The 25,600-nt window shown below is 44.5% G+C and carries 28 protein-coding genes; 3 read left to right on the top strand and 25 right to left on the bottom strand.

Annotated elements, in window-relative coordinates:
• The coding region (locus tag J7I80_RS03215; RefSeq protein ID WP_214735963.1) for a hypothetical protein at window positions 1-251 on the top strand (251 nt) is incomplete at its 5' end.
• 138 nt (window positions 252-389) lie between these two features.
• Here J7I80_RS03215 and rnc read toward each other — a convergent pair.
• The 7 genes from rnc to recG all read right to left on the bottom strand — a co-directional run bounded on the left by rnc (window position 390) and on the right by recG (window position 7,388).
• On the bottom strand, window positions 390-1,157 hold the full coding sequence (gene rnc, locus J7I80_RS03210; RefSeq protein ID WP_214735962.1) for a ribonuclease III: 768 nt from the start codon (window positions 1,155-1,157) through the stop codon (window positions 390-392).
• Between the two features lie 287 nt (window positions 1,158-1,444).
• A complete protein-coding gene (locus tag J7I80_RS03205; RefSeq protein ID WP_167831778.1) occupies window positions 1,445-1,678 on the bottom strand; it encodes an acyl carrier protein in 234 nt (77 codons plus the stop codon).
• Between the two features lie 138 nt (window positions 1,679-1,816).
• A complete protein-coding gene (fabG, locus tag J7I80_RS03200) occupies window positions 1,817-2,560 on the bottom strand; it encodes a 3-oxoacyl-[acyl-carrier-protein] reductase (protein ID WP_214735961.1) in 744 nt (247 codons plus the stop codon).
• Complete coding sequence (gene fabD / locus J7I80_RS03195; protein WP_214735960.1) at window positions 2,557-3,504, bottom strand: ACP S-malonyltransferase; 948 nt, start codon at window positions 3,502-3,504, stop codon at window positions 2,557-2,559. Before fabD ends, fabG begins: the two co-directional genes overlap by 4 nt.
• A gap of 39 nt (window positions 3,505-3,543) precedes the next feature.
• The gene (gene plsX, locus J7I80_RS03190; RefSeq protein ID WP_214735959.1) at window positions 3,544-4,524 is read right to left on the bottom strand and encodes a phosphate acyltransferase PlsX; all 981 of its coding nucleotides are present in this window, start codon (window positions 4,522-4,524) and stop codon (window positions 3,544-3,546) included.
• A 13-nt stretch (window positions 4,525-4,537) separates the two neighbouring features.
• Window positions 4,538-5,107 (bottom strand): transcription factor FapR, encoded by a 570-nt coding sequence (gene fapR, locus J7I80_RS03185; protein WP_214735958.1) that lies wholly within the window; start codon window positions 5,105-5,107, stop codon window positions 4,538-4,540.
• 232 nt (window positions 5,108-5,339) lie between these two features.
• Window positions 5,340-7,388 (bottom strand): ATP-dependent DNA helicase RecG, encoded by a 2,049-nt coding sequence (gene recG / locus J7I80_RS03180; protein WP_214735957.1) that lies wholly within the window; start codon window positions 7,386-7,388, stop codon window positions 5,340-5,342.
• Here recG and J7I80_RS03175 point away from each other — a divergent pair.
• Window positions 7,377-7,763 (top strand): hypothetical protein, encoded by a 387-nt coding sequence (locus J7I80_RS03175; RefSeq protein WP_214735956.1) that lies wholly within the window; start codon window positions 7,377-7,379, stop codon window positions 7,761-7,763. The two genes, recG and J7I80_RS03175, sit on opposite strands and share 12 nt — an antisense overlap.
• Here the strand turns inward: J7I80_RS03175 and J7I80_RS03170 are convergent.
• Both J7I80_RS03170 and J7I80_RS03165 read right to left on the bottom strand, forming a co-directional pair.
• Window positions 7,734-9,404 (bottom strand): DAK2 domain-containing protein, encoded by a 1,671-nt coding sequence (locus J7I80_RS03170; protein WP_214735955.1) that lies wholly within the window; start codon window positions 9,402-9,404, stop codon window positions 7,734-7,736. The genes J7I80_RS03175 and J7I80_RS03170 overlap by 30 nt on opposite strands.
• Before the next feature lie 15 nt (window positions 9,405-9,419).
• Window positions 9,420-9,782 carry an Asp23/Gls24 family envelope stress response protein gene (locus tag J7I80_RS03165; protein WP_041965977.1) on the bottom strand — a complete coding sequence of 121 codons (363 nt, stop codon included), beginning with the start codon at window positions 9,780-9,782 and terminating at the stop codon, window positions 9,420-9,422.
• Between the two features lie 294 nt (window positions 9,783-10,076).
• Between J7I80_RS03165 and rpmB the strand changes: the two genes are divergently transcribed.
• Window positions 10,077-10,265 carry a 50S ribosomal protein L28 gene (gene rpmB / locus J7I80_RS03160; RefSeq protein ID WP_023614934.1) on the top strand — a complete coding sequence of 63 codons (189 nt, stop codon included), beginning with the start codon at window positions 10,077-10,079 and terminating at the stop codon, window positions 10,263-10,265.
• A 206-nt stretch (window positions 10,266-10,471) separates the two neighbouring features.
• Here the strand turns inward: rpmB and spoVM are convergent, their stop codons facing one another.
• The 16 genes from spoVM to J7I80_RS03080 form a co-directional block, all read right to left on the bottom strand.
• Window positions 10,472-10,552, bottom strand: a complete 81-nt coding sequence (gene spoVM, locus J7I80_RS03155; protein WP_167831967.1) for a stage V sporulation protein SpoVM — start codon at window positions 10,550-10,552, stop codon at window positions 10,472-10,474.
• Between the two features lie 136 nt (window positions 10,553-10,688).
• On the bottom strand, window positions 10,689-11,336 hold the full coding sequence (locus J7I80_RS03150; protein WP_214735954.1) for a thiamine diphosphokinase: 648 nt from the start codon (window positions 11,334-11,336) through the stop codon (window positions 10,689-10,691).
• 90 nt (window positions 11,337-11,426) lie between these two features.
• Window positions 11,427-12,071 (bottom strand): ribulose-phosphate 3-epimerase, encoded by a 645-nt coding sequence (rpe, locus tag J7I80_RS03145; protein WP_214735953.1) that lies wholly within the window; start codon window positions 12,069-12,071, stop codon window positions 11,427-11,429.
• A 3-nt stretch (window positions 12,072-12,074) separates the two neighbouring features.
• On the bottom strand, window positions 12,075-12,956 hold the full coding sequence (rsgA, locus tag J7I80_RS03140; RefSeq protein ID WP_214735952.1) for a ribosome small subunit-dependent GTPase A: 882 nt from the start codon (window positions 12,954-12,956) through the stop codon (window positions 12,075-12,077).
• Between the two features lie 18 nt (window positions 12,957-12,974).
• Window positions 12,975-14,930, bottom strand: a complete 1,956-nt coding sequence (pknB, locus tag J7I80_RS03135) for a Stk1 family PASTA domain-containing Ser/Thr kinase (protein ID WP_214735951.1) — start codon at window positions 14,928-14,930, stop codon at window positions 12,975-12,977.
• 5 nt (window positions 14,931-14,935) lie between these two features.
• On the bottom strand, window positions 14,936-15,688 hold the full coding sequence (locus tag J7I80_RS03130) for a Stp1/IreP family PP2C-type Ser/Thr phosphatase (RefSeq protein WP_214735969.1): 753 nt from the start codon (window positions 15,686-15,688) through the stop codon (window positions 14,936-14,938).
• A gap of 4 nt (window positions 15,689-15,692) precedes the next feature.
• A complete protein-coding gene (gene rlmN / locus J7I80_RS03125; RefSeq protein ID WP_214735950.1) occupies window positions 15,693-16,784 on the bottom strand; it encodes a dual-specificity RNA methyltransferase RlmN in 1,092 nt (363 codons plus the stop codon).
• A gap of 1 nt (window position 16,785) precedes the next feature.
• Window positions 16,786-18,135 carry a 16S rRNA (cytosine(967)-C(5))-methyltransferase RsmB gene (rsmB, locus tag J7I80_RS03120; protein WP_214735949.1) on the bottom strand — a complete coding sequence of 450 codons (1,350 nt, stop codon included), beginning with the start codon at window positions 18,133-18,135 and terminating at the stop codon, window positions 16,786-16,788.
• Window positions 18,128-19,081: a methionyl-tRNA formyltransferase gene (gene fmt, locus J7I80_RS03115; protein WP_214735948.1), complete on the bottom strand. Its 954-nt coding sequence runs from the start codon at window positions 19,079-19,081 to the stop codon at window positions 18,128-18,130. Before fmt ends, rsmB begins: the two co-directional genes overlap by 8 nt.
• Entirely contained in the window at window positions 19,078-19,563 is a 486-nt protein-coding gene (gene def, locus J7I80_RS03110; RefSeq protein WP_214735947.1) for a peptide deformylase, read from the bottom strand. Before def ends, fmt begins: the two co-directional genes overlap by 4 nt.
• 195 nt (window positions 19,564-19,758) lie before the next feature.
• Complete coding sequence (gene priA / locus J7I80_RS03105; RefSeq protein ID WP_214735946.1) at window positions 19,759-22,173, bottom strand: primosomal protein N'; 2,415 nt, start codon at window positions 22,171-22,173, stop codon at window positions 19,759-19,761.
• Window positions 22,170-23,381: a bifunctional phosphopantothenoylcysteine decarboxylase/phosphopantothenate--cysteine ligase CoaBC gene (gene coaBC, locus J7I80_RS03100; protein WP_214735945.1), complete on the bottom strand. Its 1,212-nt coding sequence runs from the start codon at window positions 23,379-23,381 to the stop codon at window positions 22,170-22,172. The genes priA and coaBC overlap by 4 nt, the downstream gene beginning before the upstream one ends.
• A gap of 166 nt (window positions 23,382-23,547) precedes the next feature.
• Window positions 23,548-23,772 carry a DNA-directed RNA polymerase subunit omega gene (gene rpoZ / locus J7I80_RS03095; RefSeq protein WP_041965989.1) on the bottom strand — a complete coding sequence of 75 codons (225 nt, stop codon included), beginning with the start codon at window positions 23,770-23,772 and terminating at the stop codon, window positions 23,548-23,550.
• Complete coding sequence (gene gmk / locus J7I80_RS03090; protein ID WP_192470294.1) at window positions 23,773-24,387, bottom strand: guanylate kinase; 615 nt, start codon at window positions 24,385-24,387, stop codon at window positions 23,773-23,775.
• A gap of 9 nt (window positions 24,388-24,396) precedes the next feature.
• Window positions 24,397-24,660: an extracellular matrix/biofilm regulator RemA gene (gene remA / locus J7I80_RS03085; protein WP_023614949.1), complete on the bottom strand. Its 264-nt coding sequence runs from the start codon at window positions 24,658-24,660 to the stop codon at window positions 24,397-24,399.
• A gap of 56 nt (window positions 24,661-24,716) precedes the next feature.
• Entirely contained in the window at window positions 24,717-25,592 is an 876-nt protein-coding gene (locus J7I80_RS03080; protein ID WP_214735968.1) for a YicC/YloC family endoribonuclease, read from the bottom strand.
• Window positions 25,593-25,600: the final 8 nt, after the last annotated feature.

The raw sequence follows: 25,600 nt of genomic DNA, 5'->3' as shown, positions 1-25,600 counted from the left end.
GCCTTGTCCAGCCCCGAAAAGCGCTGGAGGGCCGACCAGTGAAGTCGTTCTTTGACTTCAATGGGCGGACCGAAATCGAAAAGTATAGCCGACTGCCCAGAAACGCAGAAACTGGAGACTCCGACAAAGAAGCGCTTTTGGCTTCTGCCGGCGGAGTTGAAGTTTCGGAGATTCTAGGAGGCGACACTAGACAACTCGAAAAGCATAGGCGACTGCCCAACTCCGACAAGCGCTGGAGGGCCTGCCAGTGAAGTCGTTCTTTGACTTCATTGGCAGGACCGAAGCGTCTCGAGGAGTTAGGAACCGCAGCTAGACAAGCGACTCGAGGGGCTAGGCACTGGAGCTAGACAATTTGGAGTTTAGATGCATCTTCTTTTGCAAAAATCGTTCTATTTATCGTCCGTTTCCATATTCGCTTCCATATGGGACTTCAATTTTTCAAGAGCCATCTGGGCAGCATGCTGCTCTGCTTCTTTCTTTGAGCGTCCTGTGCCTGTCCCTAATTCCTGCCCGTTAAGGTATACACGTGATTCGAATTCCCGGCTATGCGCAGGACCAATCTCCTTCATAATCCGGTATTCAAGCGTGCCGACACCATCACGTTGTACGAGTTCCTGAAGCTGGCTTTTAAAATCCATCACATGAGAAAAAGCACCGGCATTGATTTTTGGAAACACAATTTCTTCTAGGAATGTAGTGACTGTTTCAATTCCTTTATCCAGGTATAAGGCACCGATGAACGCCTCGAATACATCTGCCAAAAGGGCAGGCCTTGTTCTTCCGCCTGTCATTTCTTCTCCCTTGCCAAGCAAAACAAGTTCACCAAAGGAAAGTTCATTCGCAAAGGCCACAAGTGATGGCTCACAAACTACAGCAGCGCGCAGCTTAGTAAGCTCTCCCTCGCTCATCATCGGATACTTCTTATATAAGAATTGGGATACAGTCAGTTCCAAAACAGCGTCACCAAGAAACTCAAGCCTCTCATTATCCTCATGAGGCTTTCTGCGATGCTCATTCACATAGGATGAATGTGTAAATGCCTGTTTTAAAAGCTTATCACTATCAAAATGAATACCAATTTTGTCCTGGAATTCTTTGAACTTCTGCTCCTTTGCGCGGATATTCTTTTTGTCTCTTTCTCTTCCATTGTTGCGCATGATTTATTCCACCTTGCTCATAATTTAAAGCTGTTATTGAATGATTTTGCAGATTTCATTTATTGTGACATATGCAAAACAATACAGACTACTAACAGTTTACAAAAAATAACGCCAATAAAGCAAAAAAACTTGGTTGATTCCAGCAGATTCCTTTCATATTAGCTGTATTACTGCTCACATAAATACCGACAGCACGATATTATGCCGAGAATAAGTTGTACAGGGCCTTTTTTACAGAAGAAAGCCCCGTTTATAAAAACGGAGCTTCTCAGTAAATCGAACAATTACTTTTGGCTATTTATGTAGTTAACAGCGTCACCAACTGTACCGATTTTTTCAGCATCATCATCAGAAATTTCCATGTCGAACTCGTCTTCCAGTTCCATTACCAATTCAACAACATCAAGGGAATCAGCACCAAGATCATCTTTAAAAGATGCTTCTAAAGTTACTTGAGATTCATCTACTCCCAAACGGTCAACAATAATTTTTGTTACGCGTTCTAAAACGTCTGCCATGCTTGTTCACCTCCCCTCAAGCCATTATAGTTGATTTTATTTAATTAATAAATGGCTGTAATAATTTTTTAATCTTAGACCCTCTAATATTCGAAAGTTGATTATAACAGAGCTTGTTTTCAAGACAAAAACTTAGTCCTACATCACCATGCCGCCATCTATGTGCAGGGTTTGGCCTGTCATATAGGCGCTGTCTTCTGAAGCGAGAAAGACGACGGTTCTTGCAATATCTTTTGGCTCACCGAAACGTGCCAACGGTATCTGCTTGAGCATTTCTGTTTTTACATCCTCGTTTAGCTTATCCGTCATGTCTGTCGTGATAAAGCCCGGTGCCACAGCGTTCACTGTGATGCCTCTGGATGATAGCTCTTTCGCCGTCGTTTTCGTCAGCCCGATCACACCGGATTTGGCCGCAACATAGTTAGCCTGCCCCGGATTCCCGCTGACGCCTACAATGGAGGAGATATTGATGATTCTCCCGCTTCTCTGCTTCATCATTTGTCTTGTAACTGCTTTTGTACATAGAAAGACACCTTTTAGGTTGATGTTGATTACATCATCCCATTCAGATTCTTTCATCCTCATCAACAGGTTGTCTTTCGTTATACCCGCATTGTTAACAAGTATGTCAATCTTGCCGAAACGCTCAATCGTTTCTTTAGCCATATCATTTACTGATTCGGAGTTGGAGACGTCTGCCTGGATGGCAAAAGCACCCTGTCCCATTGCCTTGATTTCATCAACTACTTCCAGGGCTTTTGCTTCGCTCCCTGCATAATTGACTGCGACTGATGCACCTTCCCTGGCAAGTTCCAAAGCGATCTCGCGCCCAATGCCACGTGATGCTCCAGTTACCAGCGCTACCTTACCTTCCAGTCTCATTCCTTCTCCTCCTTCAGTGCAGCAACTGCTGCTGCACAAGTTTCTGCATCATATATTGCGAATGTCTTTGCTGAGCGATCCACTTTCTTAACGAGTCCTGACAAAACCTTACCCGGTCCGATTTCTATGAAAGTATCGACACCGAGTTCCATCATTTTCGCGACTGAATCCTCCCATAGTACCGGAGAATAAAGCTGTTCAACTAGTCTTTTTTTGAATTCCGAGGCTTCTGTCATTGGTTCAGCCGTTACATTTCCGATCACCGGTACTGCAGCATCCTTAATAGCGATGTTCTCCAGTACAGCTTCAAATCTTTCAGCAGCCGGCTTCATCAGTGAGGAATGAAACGGACCGCTGACATCGAGCGGAATAACCCGTTTGGCTCCAGCTTCCTTTGCTTTCACGGAAGCTTCTTCAACTCCAGCTCTAGAACCAGAAATGACGATTTGTCCTGGACAATTCAAGTTGGCAAGCTGAACAGGATTACCTCCAGCTGATACAGTTTCGGTCACATCCATGAGCTTTTGTCGGTCCATGCCGAGAACTGCAGCCATTGTTCCTTCTCCATTCGGTACAGCTTCTTCCATGAGCTCTCCACGTTTGCGGACCGCATACACAGCGTCTTCAAAAGTAATCGCTTCTGAAGCAACCAGGGCAGAATATTCACCCAGACTATGGCCGGCAGTAAAATCAGGCTTAATCCCGAACTGGCTGAAATAATTCAATATCGCAATACTGGTTGTCAAAAGCGCAGGCTGGGCATTTGTCGTAAGCGTAAGTTTCTCTTGCGGCCCCTCAAAAATCAGTTTGCTTAAGCTTTCACCCAGGACCTCGTCCGCTTTTTTGAAAGTTTCTGAGACTGATTGTTCTGAATTCGCAAGGGCCTGTCCCATCCCTACTGTCTGCGATCCCTGTCCCGGGAACAAAAACGCGATTTTCCCCATGAAAGATTCCCCTTTAACTCATTATTTTTTATTGATTGTTCACTTTTCGATGGCAGTTTTGATAGTACCGGAAACATCCTTCTCGACCATTTCTCTCGCCTGGCGGATCGAATTAAACACCGCATTGGCGTCAGATGATCCATGAGCTTTGATTACGGGAGCCTTAAGACCGAAAAGACCAGCACCGCCATATTCCGTGTAATCCATCTTATTTTTCAGCACGGTCAGGTCCGGCTTCAGAACAGCGGCAGCCATCTTGCTTTTGAAGTTGGAAGTCAAAGCAGTCTTTAGCATTTTAAACACAGACATAGCTGTACCTTCAATGGTTTTCAGAACCATATTTCCGGTAAAACCATCTGCGACTACAACATCCGCGGCTCCCTCAAGCAAGTCCCTTGATTCAACGTTGCCAATGAAGTTGATATCTGCTTCCTTCAATAATCCATATGTGTTTCTTACAAGCTCGTTGCCTTTCTTCTCCTCTGTCCCAATATTCAACAAGCCCACACGAGGATTTGTGATTCCTCTTGCTTTCTCGCTGTATATCGAGCCCATGATTGCATACTGGACAAGGTGTTCAGGTTTTGCATCAGCATTGGCTCCAACATCCAGAAGCAGGAAGCCTTCTCCTCCAATTGTAGGGAGAGTCGGCGCCAGGGCAGGCCTTTCAATACCGTCTATTCTTCCAACCACGAACAATCCAGCAGCCATCAAAGCTCCTGTATTGCCGGCAGAAATACAGGCATCCGCATTTCCGTCAGCAACTTGCTGGGCTGCCAGAACCATTGAAGCAGTTTTTTTGCGGCGCACCGCCCTGACAGGTTCATCTGTACCAAGGATCACTTCTTCTGTATGAAGGATTTCGATTCTTTCTTCATTTGTGAGGTGCTCCCGGATCTTATTCTCGTCGCCGACCAGCACGATATGTATGTCATTATATTTTTCAATTGCTTTCATTGCTCCGAGGACGATTTCTCTTGGTGCATTGTCTCCGCCCATCGCATCTACTGCTAGCCTCATCGCTTTTCATCCCTTACTTTTCATTTTTTGACCGGTACATTTCAAACTCGCCTTTAAAAACACTTTCACTATTCACAAAACTAATCACTTCTACAAGAGTACGGCCATTATCGTTATCAATCTTTTTGACTCTCGCTTTGGCAATTACCCGTTCACCTTCTTTTACCGATCTTGTGAATTGGATATTTGCTTTAGCTGTCAATGCAAGCTCATCATTTATAACGGCTACGGCCAGTGAGTTAGCCTGGGCAAACAAATGGTGCCCCCTGGCGATTTTATTTCGTTTAAATACATGTTCTCTCTTTATATCCAGAATTGATATAGCACTATGGTCAAGTTCAATATCAATGATTTCACCAATTACTTCTTCAAGCGGCAAGGAACGAACTTCATCTTCGAATCGTTTTTCGGCCACGTTCTTAATTCTTTCCCTTAATTCAGGAATTGATAATTCCAGTCTGTCCAGTCTTATTGTCTGGATGCTGACGGAAAATTTATCGGCCAGTTCCTCATCCGTTATGAAGGGATTTTCTTTTATCGTCTCAGTCAACATAGACTGACGTTCTCTTTTGTTGCGTTTCATTTACTAAACACCGCCCGAGCTATTAAGACTAGGTACTAATAGTAGTATATATATAATAAAAAAAGATTGCAAGAAGAAAAATTGAAATGCACTGGGGGGTGGATCAGCACTAATCAACGCCTTAACAGTATAGATAAACCATGAACCCCGGTACATAACAAAAGCAGACTCACAACTGAATCTGCTTTCGTCCATGCTATGAATCTTTTAATCGTTAATAGATTCAATCAGGTCAATCCAGTTTCTCATTGGCAAGAGCACCTGTTTCCTCTAGATACTCCCGCAATAATCTATATTTCCCGCTTTGCCAGAAAGCTTCTGATTGGACTAGCAGCGTCGCATCATTCCTAGCGGTTTCCAGCGCACGGTAATCATGGACCATATCTGCTACCTTGAATTCAGGCAGGCCGCTTTGTTTTTTTCCAAAGAAGTCACCTGGGCCCCTCAGCTCTAAATCTTTTTCACTGAGAACAAACCCATCATTCGTTTCGGACATTATTTTCATCCGCTCTTTGCCGACTTCGCTTTTAGGGTCGGCAAGCAAAATGCAATACGATTGGTCACTGCCGCGGCCAACCCTGCCTCTTAATTGGTGAAGCTGTGCCAGACCAAATCGCTCAGCGTCATAAATCAGCATGACCGTCGCATTCGGGACATTGACCCCAACCTCTACCACAGTGGTCGAAACGAGAACTTGCACCTCGTTTTCACTGAATGCTTTCATGGCCTGGTCTTTCTCATCGGAATGGAGGCGCCCATGCATAAGTCCGACCTTGTAACGGTCTTTAAAATAAAAGCTCAAAGTACTGTGCACATCGATTGCGTTCTGTACGTCCAGCTTGTCAGACTCCTCGATAAGAGGACAAATCACATAGGCCTGTCTTCCTTTCGACAGCTCTTTTTCCATGAAGGCAAGCACTCGCTCAAGCATTTCATGTTTGGCCCAATATGTTTCAATCGTTTTACGGCCAGCTGGCATTTCATCAATGACAGAGACATCCATTTCACCAAATACGGTAATGGCAAGAGTTCTTGGTATTGGAGTCGCGGTCATGAACAGTACATCAGGATTTTCCCCTTTTTCCCTAAGCACCCGTCTTTGTTCCACGCCAAAACGGTGCTGTTCATCCGTGATCACCAGTCCCAGGTTGTAAAAATCCACTTCATCCTGGATCAAAGCATGTGTTCCAATCAGCACGTCAATTTCACCAAGCTTAAGCTGTTCAAGCATCTCTCTTCTGCGCTTGCCTTTGACGGAGCTTGTCAGGAGAGCCACTGTTATCCCGAAAGGCTCAAGCAACTGTGTCAATGACTGCGAGTGCTGTTCGGCCAGGATTTCCGTAGGGACCATTAATGCCCCTTGATAGCCCGCTGTCTTTGCCGAATAAAGGGCGATCGCCGCAACAACTGTTTTACCCGATCCTACATCGCCTTGAAGAAGACGATTCATGCGGTAAGGCGACTTCATGTCCCCAAGGATTTCATTTACCACTCTTTTCTGCGCTCCCGTAAGCGGGAAAGGCAATCCCGCGATAAAAGTCTTCAGCTTGTCCAATTCATACGAAATCGCAATCCCAGGACTCTGTTCCCGTTCAAGTTTTCTCAAGGACTGCATCTTAAGCTGGAATAAAAGAAATTCCTCGTAAACAAATCTCCTTCTCGCCTGCTTCATCTCCTCTGAATCTGACGGGAGATGCATGATCCTCAGCGCATCCCTGCGGTTAAGCAGTTTATATTTCTGCAGAAGTTCCGCTGGCAAAATTTCTCCGATTTCATGTCCGAACTGAGAAAATGCCTGCTTGATCAGCCTTCTGATTGTTTTCACGGTCATTTTTCCTTTTACAGCATAAACAGGTTCAAAATCCTGGCTCTTTCCATTCTCGCCCAATGACATTTGAGTAGCGGTGATCGTCTGCCTGTGCTGATCCCATTTCCCGGTAACAGAGATGGTTTCCCCGACAGTTATTTTTTGTTTTAGATATGGCTGATTAAAGAATGTAGCGATGATTAAATACCGGCCAACAAGCAGCCTCACTGTCAGCCGGTTCTTTTTACGGCCATAATATACAACAGAAGGCTCACTGTGAACTGTCCCTTCCACCGTGACCCTCTCGTCATGCTTTACTTCCGCCAGGTCCTTCAGGCGATAATCCTCGTAACGGTACGGGAAGTATTCAAGCAAGTCACCGACAGTCCTGATCTGCATATCTGCCAGAGTCTCCGCCATTTCATTGCCGATCCCTTTAACTGCTGTTACTGGTTGTTTTAATTGTTCATTCAAGATTATCAAGCGGTATACCGAAAATTCTGGCCTCCAGCTCCCGGCCAATCGGTGCTGCCGCTCTCCCCTCCTCATGCTGTTTCTGGAGTTCTGCTTTTACCGTTTTTGAATGCGTTGCTCTTACTCGGGCAATGCAAAGCCTCTTCTTTTACCGTTTTCGACTGCACGGCTCTTTTTCGGGCAATGCAGCTGCTATTACGTTTATCTTTTCATATAAAATCATGCAATCATCGATTAAAAGCTCTTTATATACAAAACGAAATAGAAGGGGAGTCCCCTTCTATTCCTTGGTACCATATTACAATTTTATTTGTCCAGCAGAAGAATCTCCAATCCTGGATGAATTTATTCGATCGCGAAGATGAAGGCGTATAATGGCTGTTCACCATTGTGGACTTCTACTTCTACATCGCCGTAATTGCTTTCAACAAACTCGACGATTGAATCGACATCTTCGTCGGAAGCATCTTCACCCTTTAAGATTGTCAGGATTTCTGAGTCTTCGTCAAGCATCTGATCCAATAGGTCCTTGGCTGCCTTGACTTTATCTTGATCCTTCAGGACGATCTTTCCATCGGCAAGGCCCATGAAATCTCCTGTTGAAATTTCAAGTCCGTCTATACTGGTATCACGGACAGCATATGTCAGCTGGCCCGTTTTCACATGCTGCATGGCCTCAGTCATTGCTTCTTTGTTGTCACCAGGTTCGGCTGATGGGTTAAATGAAAGCAGTGCTGTCATACCCTGAGGCACAGTTTTAGAAGGGATGACTACCACTTCTTCCTCCGCTACCTCTGCAGCCTGCTCAGCGGCCATGATGATGTTTTTATTGTTCGGCAGGATGATGACCTTGCGCGCATTCACTTCTTTGATCGCCGTAATGATATCCTCCGTACTTGGATTCATTGTCTGGCCGCCTTCGATCACCGCGTTGGCACCAATGCTGCGGAAAAGCTCAGCGATTCCGGAACCCATTGAGACAGCGACGATTCCGTACTCCCGTTTTTCCTTCTTGGGCTCAGCAGCCTGAGTTCGAAGTGGGGTAGATGATTCGCCGACAATATCAGTGTGCTGCTGGCGCATATTTTCAATTTTCATATTGATAAGGTTTCCGTATCTTTGTCCATACGTCAAAACCTCGCCGGGCTGTTCTGAGTGGATATGTACCTTTACAACTTCGTCATCGGAAATTACCAAGAGTGAATCACCATAATTACTCAAGTCCTGGCGGAAGTTTTCCTCAGAAAATGCTTCTTTTCCTTCAAGCCTAACCATGAATTCAGTACAATAGCCGAATTCGATATCTTCAGTGTTCATGTGGCTTTGGACGCTCTTATGATGCTCAGCGCTGACAAGCTCATTCATATTCGGCATTGCAGATGGGGAATCAGGAAGCTTTTCACCCTTCAATTCTGCAAGGAAGCCTTCATAAACGAACACAAGACCCTGTCCGCCACTATCTACTACTCCTACTTCCTTTAGGACGGGAAGTAAATCAGGTGTGCGGTTTAATGATGCCTTCGCTTCTTTCAGCACTTCTTCCATTAAGCCAATAAGGCTTTCATGATTCTTGGCAACAGCTACAGCATGCCTTGCAGCATCCTTTGCTACTGTTAAAATTGTGCCTTCCACAGGTTTCATGACAGCTTTATAAGCTGTTTCAACACCTGCATTCAACGCAGCGGCAAACTCTACAGAGTTCACAGTTGGCTTATTTTCGATTGCTTTTGCAAAACCGCGGAATAATTGGGACAGGATAACCCCAGAGTTACCTCTCGCTCCCATAAGCAAGCCCTTGGCAAGTGCAGAACCAACCTTCCCGATATGTTCCTGTACATTGTTCTTTACTTCCTTGGCACCGGAAGTCATCGATAAATTCATATTCGTTCCCGTATCACCATCAGGAACAGGGAAGACGTTCAGTGCATCGACATACTTGGCATTCGCCGCCAAATGGTTGGCACCCTGAATCACCATCTCCGCAAAACGCTTTCCGTCTAGAACATTAATAGACACAAATCTTTCCTCCTCTTACGGGTTCGTTACACGAACTCCTTGAACGTAAATATTCACCGAGTCAACTGCCAGCCCTACAGTTTTATCAAGAGTGTATTTTACCTTTGACTGGACATTGTGGGCAACCTCGGAAATTTTCGTCCCATAGCTCACAATAATATACATATCAATATGTACTTCCTCGTTTTCCTGGCGAACGATTACTCCGCGAGTGAAATTCTCCCTGCGCAAAATATCTGTCAATCCGTCCTTGATCTGGTTCTTTGAAGCCATCCCGACAATACCATAACAATCAACCGCTGCGCCGCCCGCAATCGTTGCAATGACGTCATTTGATATATCAATTTGTCCGTACTTCGTTTTTAGCTCGATGGACATGATTCGTTCCCCCTTTGGAAAAATAGCATTATGCTACAGTTATTTTACTATAAGCCAGGCAATTTTTAAAGTTATTCTGCCCTTCCCTTTATTATTCAGCAAGAATCTCAAGTATATGTCAAGGTTTTTTTCTTTATAGCTTTCATCAGAAGTATTGCAAATGCGAAATTTCTATGATAAATTATTAAAGTATGTCAGAGAAGAGGTTATCCTGTTTAATTCGCAGTTCTGACGATATGCAAATAATTGCAGCAAAAAATAGTAACAGCTTTTGTCAGTTAGGAGGGAAATCATATGCCACGTAAATGTGTAGTAACTGGTAAATCAACTCGTTCTGGTAACGCACGCTCTCACGCAATGAACGCTAACAAGCGTACATGGGGTGCTAACCTTCAAAAAGTACGTATTCTTGTAGACGGCAAGCCTAAGCGTGTTTGGGTATCTGCAAGAGCTCTAAGATCAGGTAAAGTTGAACGCGTATAATTAAAAAGTCGCAGATGTTCTGCCTGGCTCCAGCAGCCGGCAGGAAACTGCACGGCATCCAAGAGGGTGCCTTTTTTATTTTTCTGTGACTTACAAAAACATCCTCATGCTCATTCTTCCCAATTGACAGCAAAATAAAAACACCCTGTTTCCAGGGTGCCAATGGAGCTTTCATATTCTCTCTTCACTTCACTTTTTTATCAGTTCTATTCCTTTTTAAATGCACCTAACATCGCCCGTACGAGGCCCCCTAAAAATTTAGGCAGTTTGATTGTATAGAATCTCATACCGTCCCTCCTCACCATCTCTCGAAAACCAGTCTTCTTTCTGCATCCGTACAGTATATTCGCTGGTATGCAAAAATTGCTCCTTTCATGTGAATCCTTGAATTCAATTATGAATAGAGCTCCAGGGAAGACTTTTTTAATCCTTGCTTCTTACAACTAATAATATGCCTTCAGAAAATGAAAAAGTACCATGACCTCTAATAAGTTCATTACTAATACATAGTGTCGACCCCATAGGAATATGACAGTCATTTAATGGGTATTTAAAATTTTCTAGCGTCATGCCGGAGACTGCTGGTGTTACAGGGAGGAAGGAAACATACTTAAATTCATCGAGCTTGCTGACGGTGTAGGTGCCTGGTCCTTTGATATACAAGATATTATTTTTATCAATTATTTCGATATGGATGGAAGATCCGTCCTGAAGGGGCTTGACCAGCAGCTGGATATTTGCCATAAGATGGTCAAGCCTTCCTCCAGTTGCGCCAAATACTTTTATAGATTCTGGTTCCTGCTCTAGAGCCCAGTTTAGAGCCAGTTCCATATCCGTCTCATCTTTTTCAGGTTTGTATTTATTAAGGTCTGAAACAGCTTCTTCAATCTCCGCCAACTCTGCATCAGAAACGGAGTCGAAATCCCCAAAAGCTGTTGATGGCTTGATTCCTGCTCCCAGTAAAAAAAATACACCTCTATCGATTCCTACCCAGATGACATTGCTTTCGTCATATAATTGGAAATCTGGTATCAGGTTTGCCGGTCCTCCTGCTACTAAGTTTATTATCATAAAAGCAAACTCCTTTTTTCATTCAAAGAATAATATAATTTGAAAACTATAAGCTAAATAAAGCCAGCCGCATGTGACGGCTGGCTTTATTTATGCTCTGAGGCTTGCGATAGCAGCTCCTCTGTCTTCCTTATTAAAGACGGCTGAACCGGCTACAAGCACATTAGCTCCTGCTTCTACACATAACTTGGCTGTCTCTTCGTTCACTCCGCCATCGACTTCAATTTCAAGTTCAGGATTCAATGTATCTGCAAGTTCTTTTACCTGCCTGATTTTAGGAACTACTGAGGAGATGAATTTCTGGCCGCCGAAGCCTGGATTTACGGACATAAGCAGCACCATGTCGACATCCTCAATAATATGCTTCAGACTGTCCACAGGAGTTGCTGGATTCAGGACAACCCCCGCTTTTACACCAGTAGATTTAATTAGTTGAATCGTCCTGTGCAGATGCCTGCTCGCTTCAACATGGACTGTAATATAATCCGCTCCGGCCTTTGCGAAAGCTTCAATATATTGATCAGGATTTTCGATCATCAGGTGGACATCAAGCGGAAGCTTCGTTACCGGTCTGATTGCATCGACAATCAATGGACCAATCGTAATATTAGGGACAAAATGTCCATCCATTACATCCACATGAATATAATCAGCTCCACCCCGCTCGACATCCTTGATTTCTTCACCCAGGCGGGCAAAGTCGGCTGATAAAATGGAAGGTGCAATTTTCACCATGTTTCAGTACCTCGGCTTTCTATCTTTGATTTCTAACAAAAAGTCCTTATAATGCGAATATCTGTATTCAGGCAAAGCTTCTGACTCGACTGCTGCTTTGACGGCACACTTGGGTTCAGCCATATGAAGGCAGCCGCGGAATTTGCAATCCTCACTGATCTCAGCTATGTCCGGGAAGCATGAATTAAGCTCCTCTGCTTCAATCTCTGTAAATTCCAGCGAACTGAAACCAGGGGTGTCAGCAACAAGCCCATTATTGATGGTAATCAGCTCGACATGCCTTGTTGTATGCTTGCCCCTGCCCAGATGGGAGGATATATCGTCAGTTTTCAACTCCAGATCTGGTCGGATTGCGTTAAGCAGAGAAGATTTTCCCACTCCGGACTGCCCGGCAAAAACAGATATCTTGCCCTCAATATGTGGTTTCAATTTTTCCAGCCCCTCTGAAGTTTCAGAGGATGTTAAAATCACCTCATAGCCTGCCTTCCGATAGTCCTCTGCATATTCTTCGAGCCGGGACTTTTGTTCTTCATTGGTTAGATCCATTTTCGTAATGCAGATGAGTGGCTCGATTTGGTTGTATTCAACAAGCACCAAAAACCTGTCGAGCAAAGCTGTACTGAAATCAGGTTCCACAGCTGAAAAAACGAGGATGGCCTGGTCTACATTCGCGATTGGCGGGCGTACCAGCTCATTCTTCCTGTTTTTGACTTCCAGGATATAGCCTTCCGTATCATTCTCAGCCTGGAAAACGACCTCGTCACCTACCAGCGGTGTAACCTTGTTTTTGCGGAAAACACCACGGCCTCGGCACTGGACAACCCCATCTTCATTCGCAACATAATAAAAACCGCTCAGCGCCTTAATAATTTTGCCCTCAGGCATAGCAACACTCCCTGTCTGTTAGTCTTCTGGATAATCAACGCTGTCACTCTCAAAGACTTCTCCATCTCGCATAATTCTATAATGAGCTTTTTTTCCAGGCGCGATTAAAAAATCGAGTTTTACAATTGTATCCTCTGTAATTTCAATGATTTTTACTGGAGTTCCGTCTGTATGGTTTACGTCATTCATGAATATTGTGATTTCTTGCGATAGCCCTTCTTCTTTAGGCTGATATGGTACGTTAATTTCAAGTGTTTTTTCTTTAGGAACTGGCTCCGGTCCTTTTGAAATGACCACACTTACCTTACTACCTGGTGGCAGCTCAGTTCCTGCTTCAGGTTCTTGGGAAATGACAAAGCCGGCTTGTATTGTATCATGGTACGCCTCCTCAGTACTTTCAATGACCAGCCCAGTGCTTTCCTCATATAAATCGAGATTAGCTGGGTTGTATCCTTTTAATTCACGCAAAGTTACCAGTTCTGGCCCCTTGCTGACTTTAAATTCAATAGTTGTCTCCTCGGGAATGACGGATTCACCACCCGGTGGATTTTGCTCAAGGATGGTACCTGCTTCACTATCGTCATGCTCTTCGTTTTTTACGATATCCTTGAAACCTTTCCCTTCCAGGAGGCTGTAGACATCGTCGTAATTCCTGTCTCTATAATCCGACAATTCCACTGTTTCTTTCCCTGTACTGATATACAAGTCGATTTCATTTCCTTCTTTAATCATCTTACCAGCTTTCGGATTAGTGCGGATGACATTTCCTTCTTCGACTTCCTCATCACTGATTTCATTTATATCTCCGGTAACAAAGCCAGCTGACATGAGTTTAGCGACTGCATCTTCTACTTCCATGCCGCTTACATCAGGCACTTCCTTTTCCTTCGGACCGAATAAGTCGGGGCCCATTGTCACCATTACTATTCCCGCTGTTAAGATCAATAAAAACAAAACTGTCAGTATGATTGGCCATTTCTTTTTCTTCTTTTTCTCTGGCTTAGCTTTTGGTGCCTGTTCCTGTGAACCAGCAGCGTCTTTTCGTACGATTGTTTCATCAAGATTATGATAAGGCCGGTCATTCGTTATAATCGGGATTGCTTTTGTCGCTTCATCGTCTTCTGGTATGGCAAACTTTCCTTCATTCAAACGATTGGCATCAAGTGCTGTACGCAGATCCTCTTCCATTTCATCGACAGTATCATATCGATGGAAAGGATCCTTCGCAGTCGCCTTGAGAACAACATTCTCTACACTTTGAGGGATTTGCGGATTCCATCTTTTTAAGGAAGGAGTCTCTGACTGTAAATGTTTCAGGGCAATGGAAACAGCAGATTCACCTGAAAAGGGAAGTCTCCCTGTGAGCAATTCAAACATGACAATCCCAATCGAATAAATATCCGACTTCTTGTTTGCCATGCCCCCTCTAGCTTGTTCAGGAGAAAGATAATGAACAGACCCCAGCACTGAATTCGTTTGAGTGATACTGGTTGCGCTTAAAGCCATTGCTATTCCGAAATCGGTAATTTTTACTGTACCACTGCTATCAATCAGGATATTATGCGGCTTGATATCCCGGTGGACAATATGATTATGATGGGCATGTGAAATCGCGGAAGTAAGCTGCTGCATAATATCAAGGGCTTCTTCAACCGGAACAGGCGCGTGCTGCTGTATGTACTGCTTCAATGTCTGGCCATCGACATATTCCATCACAATATAGTATAGCCCGTCCTCTTCACCGACATCATAAATGCTGACGATGTTTGGATGAGCAAGGCTGGTTGCGGATTGCGCTTCTCTATGGAATCTGCGGATGAATTCATCATCGTTGGCAAAATCGAGACGAAGCATTTTGACCGCTACATCCCTGTCGAGGATCATATCATGGGCAAGGTAGACATTCGCCATGCCTCCGCCGCCGATCATGTCCTTGATTTTATAGCGTCCGCTGATTCTTTTTCCGATAATCATATTCTTCACCTGCCCTCGTTGAATTCCTGGTATTCGACGATAGCAAGAGTAATATTATCTTCGCCGCCATATTGGTTTGCCCTTTTGATAAATTCTGCCGCCTTATCTTCAAGGGACATATCTTTATTTCTAATGACGCTTTCCATTTCTTCCTGGTTTACCTTATTGGAAAGTCCATCGGAACAAAGGAGCAGAGCATCTTCCTCTTCAAAGATGATTGTTTTCACATCCATCTCAACCGACTCTTCAGTCCCTAGTGCTCTTAGAAGGACATTTTTCCGCGGATGGTGTTCTGCATCTTCCTTAGAGATTTGTCCAGAACGAACGAGTTCGTTAACAAGGGAGTGATCCTCCGTCAATTGTTTAAACCCCGTCTCATTCAATAAGTAACAACGGCTGTCACCTATGTTAACGATGGTAGCGAACAGGTTCGTACATATAGCCGCCACGACGGTTGTTCCCATCCCTTCACATTCTGTGTTTTTCAAAGAATGCTCGAAGATTTCTTTATTGACTTGTAAGACCGCTTCTTCCATCCATCTTTCTGCTTCTTCTGCTGTATGTATCTGCGTTGAACTTTCCCATAGATCCCTCAGATGCTTGATTGTCATTTCACTGGCAACATCACCCGCACGGTGGCCGCCCATGCCATCTGCTACGATGGCAAGGCGCTGACCGTGAGAGTTAACAAAAATGCCGCCATTGTCTTCATTATGCAGGCGGACTTTTCCCCTGTCTGTCATGAAAACAGCCTTCATCTTGTCACCTCGTCTCTTCTTTTCTTTCTTTCGCCCGAAGTTGTCCGCAAGCTGCTTCAATGTCATGCCCTTGTTCTCTTCTGATTGTCACATTCACTCCACGGTCGCGAAGTGTACGTTCGAACTTGAAGATCTGGCTCTTTGGTGTTCTTACGTAATCACGCTCAGGTACATAGTTGACCGGAATCAAATTGATATGGCACTTCAAACCTTTTACCAGTTGCGCTAGCTCTTCAGCATGCTCAACTTGATCATTTACTCCCCCGAAAAGACCATATTCAAAGCTGATTCTCCGGCCGGTTTTGTTCACATAATAACGAACGGAGTCCATCAGATCAGGAAGCTTGTATGCCCGGTTGATTGGCATAAGCCTGCTGCGCAATTCACTGTTTGGAGCGTGCAGAGAAATCGCAAAATTTATTTGCATATTTTCATCCGCAAATTGATAGATCTTAGGGATGATTCCGCTTGTAGATACGGTAATATGGCGAGCGCCAATGTTCATACCCTTTTCATGGTTCATGATTTTCAGGAATGAAAGCATATTGTCATAGTTATCAAAAGGTTCACCGATACCCATAATGACAATTGAACTTACTCTCTCATCCGTCTCATCAAGTGCCTGTTGTACTTTTACGACCTGGGCCACGATTTCTCCTGCTTCCAGGTTCCTTTTTAAGCCGCCAAGTGTAGATGCGCAAAAAGTACAGCCGATCCTGCAGCCAACCTGCGTTGTTACACAGACAGAATTTCCATACTCATGACGCATGAGCACTGTTTCAATTGATACTCCGTCCTGCATTTCAAATAAGAACTTAATAGTTCCGTCAGATGATGTCTGCTGGATGATCGTGCTTAAGTTTGTCAAAACAAAATGCTCTTCAAGCTTGTCCCTCAAAGGCTTGGAAAGATTAGACATCTCCTCAAAAGAGGCTGCTCTTTTTTTGTAGAGCCAATCATAAATTTGTTCTGCCCTGAATGGTTTTTCTCCTTGATCCTTCAGCCAGTCCTTCAATTCTTCAAGCTGAAGTGAATAAATGGACTTTTTTCCTGTATCCTCTGTTGCTGCAGTTCTCGTTGTCTTTTCTTGTTCCATGTTATTCCACCTTCTTCCTTAAACAAGCAATATAAAACCCATCAGAGCCAAAATCCTGCGGAAGAACCTGCACATCATAGCCATTGATCAATGGTTTGATTGGTTCAGGCATTCTTTCTGCAAATGAGTGATCTCCTTCGAATTCGGGATGCTCGCTTAAAAATTTTTCGATTACTTCCTGGTTTTCTTCACGATCAACGGTGCATGTGCTATAAACAAGTGTACCTCCGGCTTTTAAAAGCGGGGCAACTGATTCGAGAAGGCTAAGCTGTATGGTTTGCAGCTGTGTTAAATCCTCTTCCTTCTTAGTATACTTCATATCCGGCTTACGTCTCATCACTCCGAGTCCGGAGCAAGGAGCATCCAGCAATACCCGGTCAATCGATTCTTTTTCAAATTGTGCTGAAGCCTGGCGGCTATCCATTTTTTGTACTTCGATATTTTCGAGACCGAGGCGCACAGCGTTATCAGAAATTAGCTTGACCTTGTGCTCATGCAGGTCGAGTGAAATTACTTTTCCGCTATTGTTGAGCTTCTCGGCGATATGAGTAGTTTTCCCTCCCGGAGCTGCACATGCATCAAGAATAACCTCTTCTTCTTTAATGCCCAGTGCGTGGGCAACGAGCATGGAGCTCTCATCCTGGATGGTCAATAGGCCATACTTGAAAGCTTTGGAAGAAGCAAGATTGCCTCTTAGACACTTTACTGCTTCTGGCAGGATGGGACTCGGCTCAACTTCAAATCCTTCTTCCTCTAGCAGGTCGAGGCATTCATCACGGGAGATTCTCGTCAAGTTGATTCTGCCCGTCTGGAGCGGAGCAGTTAAATTCACTTCACACATTTCACGTGTTTTTTCCTCACCGAATTGGTTGACCCACCTTCTTACGAGCCACAATGGATGGCTGGTCTCAATGGAAATTCTTTCAGCAGGATCTGTGATGGTATCAAGTGAAGGCAATCCATTTCTCTGAATGCTCCTCAACACACCATTCACTAGACTGGCAATGCCTTTATGTCCCCTGCGTTTTGCAATTTCCACTGCTTCAAATATAGCCGCTCTTTCCGGAATCTTATCCAGGTAGACCATCTGGTACAGTGTCATACGAAGCAGATTGATGACCCAGCTTTGAAGCTTTTTATTTTTTTCGATAAATGGCTTCAGGTAAAAATCGATGGTCATTTTTCGCTGAAGCGTGCCATATACCAATTCTGTCAGCAAGCCTACGTCAATCGGGTTGATTTCATTTTTATCAATCGCATTGTTCAAGAGCAGATTGCTGTAGGCCTGGTTCTTCTCTATGGTTTCAAGGAGCTGCAATGCTGTATCTCTGACATTTTTCTTTTTACTCATTGTTGTCTCCTAACTTAACGCCTGGCTGTAAATTAGATCCTGCACCCAGCAAGAACTGCTTCGCATCCATCTTTTTCTTGCCTGCTGGCTGAAGCTCGGTAATTTTTATTGCGGTTTCATCACGAGTCGCAACAACAAAACCATCCTCTTCAACTTTTACGATTGTACCAGGTTGGTCGTTTCCTGTATAAGTTGCCTTTTCGGCGCTCCACACCTTTATCACCGATCCATCCATAGTCGTATAGGCAACAGGCCAGGGATTCATGCCGCGGATATGGTTATAAATCTCGGCGCCAGCTCTATTCCAATCGATTTTTTCCTGTTCGCGTTTGATGTTCCATGCGAAGGTAGCATCTTCATCGTTTTGCGGAACCGGAGTAATCTCCCCTTTTAACAGCTTGGGAATCGTTTCTGATAAAAGGTCAGCACCAGCTGAGCTCATTTTATCATGCAGTGTTCCAACAGTATCTGTTTCGGTAATCGGGACTTCCACCTGTGTAAGGATATCGCCAGCGTCCAGCTTTTCTACCATATACATAATCGTTATACCTGTTTTTTCTTTGCCGGAGATGATGGCGTAGTGAATTGGCGCTCCACCGCGTAGCTCTGGCAAAAGGGATGCGTGGACATTTATACAGCCAAACTTTGGTGCCTCTAGGAGTTTGTTTGGCAAGATTTGACCAAACGCAGCTGTGACAATTAATTCTGGTTCAAGGGCCAAAATTTTATCGAGCTCCTCCTGCTGGCGGATTTTCTCCGGCTGATAAACCGTAATGCCATGTTTCAGCGCTGCTGCTTTTACAGGAGGCGGAGTCATGATCCGTTTTCTTCCAACTGGGCGGTCAGGCTGGGTAACCACTCCGACTACGTCATAGCCTTCTTCGACCAATCTCCTCAAAACCGGGACAGAAAAATCCGGAGTCCCCATAAATACAATTCTTGTCATTCCTGGTTCAACTCCTCTAACTCAGCTTCTTCGATATATCTTGACACCTTGGTGGTGAATAGCACTCCGTGTAAATGGTCAATCTCATGAAGGATTGCTCTTGCCAAGAACTCCTCTGCTTCTAGTTCATAGCTTTTCCCTTTACGGTTCTGCGCCTTAACCTTTACATAATTCGGGCGGGTGACCTCACCGTATAATCCCGGGAAACTCAAGCACCCTTCAGGTCCTGTTTGTTCACCGCGGGTTTCCAGGATAACAGGGTTGATCAATTCAATCGTACCGTGCTCATCATCGATATCGACAATCGCAATTTGTTTCTTTATATCTATTTGAGGAGCGGCCAGGCCGACCCCATCAAATTCAATCATTGTATCATACATGTCATCCAGCAGCTTTGCCAGTTTTTTATCGAAAGCTGTGACCTTTTCGCATTCCTGCTCCAAAATGTCCGCTGGATAATTTACTATTTTTCTTACTGCCAAAATAAATCCTCCAATAAATCCATTTAAATAGTAGTATTAGCTTGTTCAATCATCTTTTTTCATAAACTTTCCTGAAAACATGTTTCGTAAACTTGTTGTTTTAAAAGCCTCACTTTTCGTAGCTTCCCCGGCAACCGGGTCCATGCATGCTTGTTGTATAAAACGCTAGAAAAAAAACGGCTTAAAAAGGAATCATTACATCAAAATATACGGGTTTAGATCGACAGAAATCTGCAACCCACCTGTCCCTGTTTCCTGCTGGTAATGATCAAGTATTGTTTTTAGGGCATTCTTCAGTTCTGGTTCCTTTTTGTATTTTATCAGACATTGATAGCGATATCTATCGTTGATCCGTGGTATTGGCGATGCTACAGGTCCCAGTACAACGGCTTCATTCGACAGCCTCGAAGAGATGAACTTCGCAACTTTTTCTGTGACTGACACTACTTTCATCAATTCTTGATGGCTGACAGTTACAAGGGAAAGATAGTAAAACGGCGGGTACTGGTGAACCTTCCGCATCAGCATCTCTTGCTGGTAAAACCTGTCATAGTCCTGTGTTCCGGCAAGCTCGACACTGTAATGCTCGGGTGTATAAGTCTGGATTACTACCTCTCCGGGAAGCTTGTGCCTTCCAGCCCTCCCGCTTACTTGTGTTAATAGCTGGAAGGTCTTTTCAGAAGACCGGAAATCGGGCAGGTTCAGCATGGTGTCTGCTGAAAGGACACCTACTAATGTAATGTTTGGAAAATCCAGCCCTTTCGCGATCATTTGCGTACCGAGTAAAATGTCCGCCTGGCCCTCCTGAAATGCCGTGAGCAGCTTTTCATGTGAGCCTTTCCTGCCAGTGGTATCCACATCCATCCTGATGATTCTCGCCTCAGGAATCAATTTTAACAGTTCTTCCTCAACCTTTTGTGTTCCGGTCCCGAAATAGCGGATATGCTCACTGTTGCATTCAGGACAAATGGTCGGCACCCTGTCTTCATAACCGCAATAATGGCATTTCATCTGCTCATTATATCGGTGGTATGTCAGCGTGATATCGCAATGCGGACAGTTCATGACATACCCGCAATCACGGCACATTACAAACGACGAATGCCCGCGTTTATTCAAAAACAGGACGGTCTGCTCTTTTTTCTCAAGCCTGTCTTTTATCTTTTCAAAAAGCTTTACCGAAAACATCGAGCGGTTTCCTGTTCGCAATTCCTCTCGCATATCGACGATTTCAACGGTTGGCAGCGCCTGATTATTCATCCGCTTTGGGAGAGAGAGCAAAGTATACCTTCTTTTTTGCGCACGGGCAAATGATTCAAGTGAGGGAGTCGCACTGCCGAGGACGACTGGACAAGCATTTGTCTTAGCCCTCTGGATCGCCACGTCCCTAGCATGGTATCTTGGGTTCTCTTCTTGCTTATAGCTCGTTTCATGCTCTTCATCGATGATAATGATCCCTATATTCTCGAATGGAGCAAAAATCGCTGATCTCGCTCCTACCACCACTTTTACTTCCTTGCGCTGGATTTTCCGCCATTCATCATACTTCTCGCCCGCAGACAGACCGCTATGCATGACAGCCACCAAATCACCAAACCGCTCCTTGAAGCGCGTGACCATTTGCGGCGTCAATGAAATTTCCGGCACAAGCACAATCGCTTCCTTGCCTTTACTCAATACCTCCTGAATGGACTGCAGATAAATTTCAGTCTTACCGCTGCCTGTCACGCCATATAAAAGAAAGACTTCATGCAAGTCCTTTTCAATTGCAGAAAGGATGGGGCCAATCGCTTTTTCTTGTTCAACTGTCAGTTCGAGAGCCATTTTCCGTTCAAATTCCCGTTCTGAATATGGGTCTCTGTATACCTCCAGCTCTTCTACTTTCAGCATACCTTTCTTTACCAGTGACTGTATTGATGCCTGGGAGATTCCAAGAGTGGAGAGAATCAGCCTCTGTTCAACAGGATCCGGGTGTTCAAGAAAGAAATCCAGTACAGCCTGCTGTCCCGAAGCCTGTGGCGAAAGATTATCCCTTTCCTTTGCCAGCTGGTCAGGACCAACCTTCGGGGCTACATGCTTGAGTTTCTTTTTTCGTACTCTGTCCTTTACCTGATATACAACATCAACCTTGCCGGAGGCTGCTTCTCTTTGCAGTTGCTGTACCAGGCCTCTGGATACCGCATCCTCCCATTTGACTTCACCATTCCCCCCGAATAACTCTTTTAAATCTTCAGGGAGCTCGTTCGCATCTGCATCTTTCGCCAGGATGATCTTCTTTTCGTATTTAGCCTTTAATGCTGCTGGAAGCATTGCCTGGTAAGAGGAGATTTTATAGCTTAGTGTATGTTCAGTCAGCCAGTCCCCGAGTTCGAGAAGTTCCTCATTCAGTACGGGTGTCAAATCAAGTGGTTCGATGATTGAGCGGAGCTTAGAGAAGCTGGACTCTTCCTTAAGGTCCCTTACAAATCCCTGGATTTTTCTTGGACCAAACGGAACGATAACCCTTGTCCCTGGTTTAATCACATCTTTGAATTTTTCAGGTATTTTATAGTCAAAGGTTTTGTCAGTTTGCTTTGCAGGCACATCGACAATAACGCTTGCTATATTCATAAGCTTTCATCCTTTTTAAAACAGTGAATCACTTCGGCAAGGATTTTTCGGGCGACATCCGATTTTGACATCAAAGGCAGTTTAACGGACGTACCATCCTTTTTGTAAATGGTGACAATATTTGTGTCAGCCCCAAAGCCAGCGCCTTCCTGTTTGACGTTATTCGCCACAATCATGTCTGCATTTTTTCTGGCAAGCTTGCCCTTCGCATGGATTTCGACATCATTGGTTTCTGCTGCGAACCCTACGATCACCTGGCCCGTTTTCCTTTGTCCGAGCTCAAACAGTATATCCTTCGTCCTTTCAAGCTCAAGAGCCTGGTCGCCTTCTTTTTTCTTCATTTTCTCTTCATAGATATATTTCGGACGGTAATCCGCTACGGCTGCAGTACCGATCATGACATCTGCATCATCAAAATGTGCCAGGGCAGCCTGATACATTTCCTCTGCACTTTCCACAATGATCAATTCGGTTCCCCTTGGAGGGTCAAGGTTGACGGGCCCTGAAACAAGGATCACCCTTGCACCCATTTTCACAGCTTCCCCTGCGATTGCGTACCCCATCTTGCCAGTTGAATGGTTGGTCAGAAAGCGGACAGGATCGATTTTTTCCCTTGTAGGGCCCGCAGTAATCAAGACAGTTTGTCCCGATAGATCCCCGCCCTTATTAGCGAAAAACTGGCCAGCAAGCTCGACGATTGTCTCAGGCTCCTCAAGACGGCCCTTACCTGTGTAGCCACATGCCAAATACCCTTCTCCGGGTTCGATAAATTCATACCCAAAGCTTCTTAACGTCTCCATGTTTTTCTTGACAGCAGGGTGCTGGTACATATGTACATTCATCGCTGGTGCAACCCATACTGGTGCAGTCGCGGCAAGAAGTGTAGTAGATATCATATTGTCAGCGATCCCATTTGCAAGCTTGCCGATGATATTGGCAGTCGCCGGGGCAATTATGATCAAATCAGCCCAATCAGCTAAATGGATATGGGCGATGTTTTCCGGATTTTTCTCATCGAATGTATCTGTATAAACTTCACTTCTAGACAATGCCTGAAAAGTGAGCGGAGTAACGAATTTAGCTGCAGAATCACTAAGGATAACTTTCACTTCAGCACCAGCCTGGGTCAACTTGCTCGTCAACGCAGCACCCTTATACACAGCGATCCCACCGGTCACGCACAATAGAATTTTTTTACCGTTCAGCATGTCAGAGAACCCCCATTTTACAACAAACTATCATTATGATTGAACTATAACATTTTTTCACAGATTAAGCATGAAATAGGCAAGACAAGTCATATTGCAACCTTCCAACATGGCCTATGCACAAACAAAAAAATAACAACCCAATAAATAGGTTGTTATCGCGGTGTTATTCGTTGATATTTAACTCTTCATGGCTTCCTGCTGTCTTGAAATGAAGCTTTTCTGCGTTGATTTCTTCGAGTGCCTTGCCTACGAATTTGTGGGAAACATACTTATCTAGCTTAGCATCCATATGGACCTGCATGCTGCGTGCGCGTTTTGCCGCAACCGATACCAATGAGTATTTTGAATCAATTTTTGTCATTAAAGAGTCAATAGAAGGATTAAGCATTTATTCTACCTCCAGCATTTTTTTATAACGATGTTGAACTCGTTCCCTGCGGCAGTGTTCCGCAACAACGATTGATTTAACTCGCTGTGCTGCATTTTCAACATGGTCGTTTTCAACAACATAATCATATAATTCCATCATTTCGAGTTCTTCTCTAGCAGCTTTCATCCTGCCTTTGATGATATCTTCTGTTTCTGTGCCTCTTGTCACGATCCGGTTTTCAAGTTCCGAAAGGCTGGGCGGCGCAAGGAAAATGAAAAGTCCCTCAGGGAATTTCCTTCTTACCTGGCTTGCTCCCTGAACTTCAATTTCAAGGAAAACATCCCTTCCCGCATCGAGCGTTTCGCGGACGTACTCAACTGGAGTACCATAATAATTGCCAACAAATTCTGCATACTCCAGCAATTGGTCCTGTTTGATCATTTCTTCAAATTCTTCCCTGGTTTTGAAGAAATAATCTACTCCATTTTGCTCTCCTTCACGCGGCAGCCTCGTTGTCGCGGACACGGAATACTCAAAAGCTGTATCGTGCTGGGAAAATAATTCTTTCCGGACCGTTCCTTTGCCAACACCTGATGGTCCTGAAAGAACAATCAACAATCCTTTTTCCTGCATTAAATAGTCCTACCCTTCATCAATAATATCATCACGGTCATTCAGGCGGTGAGCTACTGTTTCCGGCTGTACCGCAGAGAGAATGACATGGTCGCTGTCCATGACAATGACAGCCCTCGTCCTTCTTCCGTATGTTGCATCTATTAATGATCCACGGTCGCGTGCGTCCTGGATGATCCGTTTTATTGGAGCTGATTCAGGACTTACGATCGAGATGATCCTGTTAGCTGAAACAATGTTGCCGAAGCCTATATTTATAAGCTTGATTGCCATGATGGTCCCCCAATCATCAGTTATTTATTTTGACCTTCTAAGGCCTTTTCTAAACGCTACTCTATATTTTGCACTTGTTCCTTAACCTTTTCCAGGAGGCTTTTCATCTCGACTACTTCCCTGGCAATTCTTGAATCATTCGCCTTGGAACCGATCGTGTTGACCTCGCGATTCATTTCCTGAAGCAGAAAATCCAGTTTCCTGCCAAGAGGCTCATTCGCCTTCAAAATTTCTTTGAATTGACTTACATGGCTTTCAAGTCTGGCAATCTCTTCACTAATATCAGCTTTATCTGCAAAGAAGGCAACCTCAGTAAGGATTCTGTCTTCATCTGCCTGGCTATCCGTCAATTCAGCCATTTTCTTTTGAAGCCTCTCACGGTACTGCTTTACAACACTTGGCGCCAGCTTCTTCACGCTCGTAATGTTTTCTTTTAACTGCTGGATATGCTGCAATACATCCTTTTCAAGTGCTGATCCTTCCAGCATACGCATTTGGACCAGTTGGCTCCCTGCTTCCTCAGCGGCTGATAGGACAAGAAGTTCAAGTTCTTCATTTTCAGCTTCTATTTCCTCAATATGGATGATTTCTTGCCTGCTGACAATGTCACGGAGCTCAATATCCCCCGTAATGCTGTACCTGTTCTTGATTTCAGTTATGTGATGGACTAATTCGTCCAGGGCTGCCCAGTCAATATGTACACTTCGGCTAACTATGCCTTCGCCCTCCAAAGTTACAAATACTTCGACTCTCCCTCTTTTTATATGTTCGCCGAGTTTCTTCTTTATTTTTTCTTCCGTTTTCAGGAGCTGCCGGGGCATGCGAATATGGAATTCACAAAAACGGTGATTGACCGTTTTGACCTCGACTGTGACACTGAACCTGTCAGATTCAGTCCTGCTCCTTCCAAACCCAGTCATACTGACGACCATTTCAGACA

The organism is Bacillus sp. ISL-41, assembly GCF_018613235.1.
In the GTDB taxonomy this organism is placed as follows: domain Bacteria; phylum Bacillota; class Bacilli; order Bacillales; family Cytobacillaceae; genus Mesobacillus.
The sequence above is the reverse complement of the archived record's forward strand: the minus strand, read 5'-3'. Positions and strand labels throughout refer to the sequence as shown.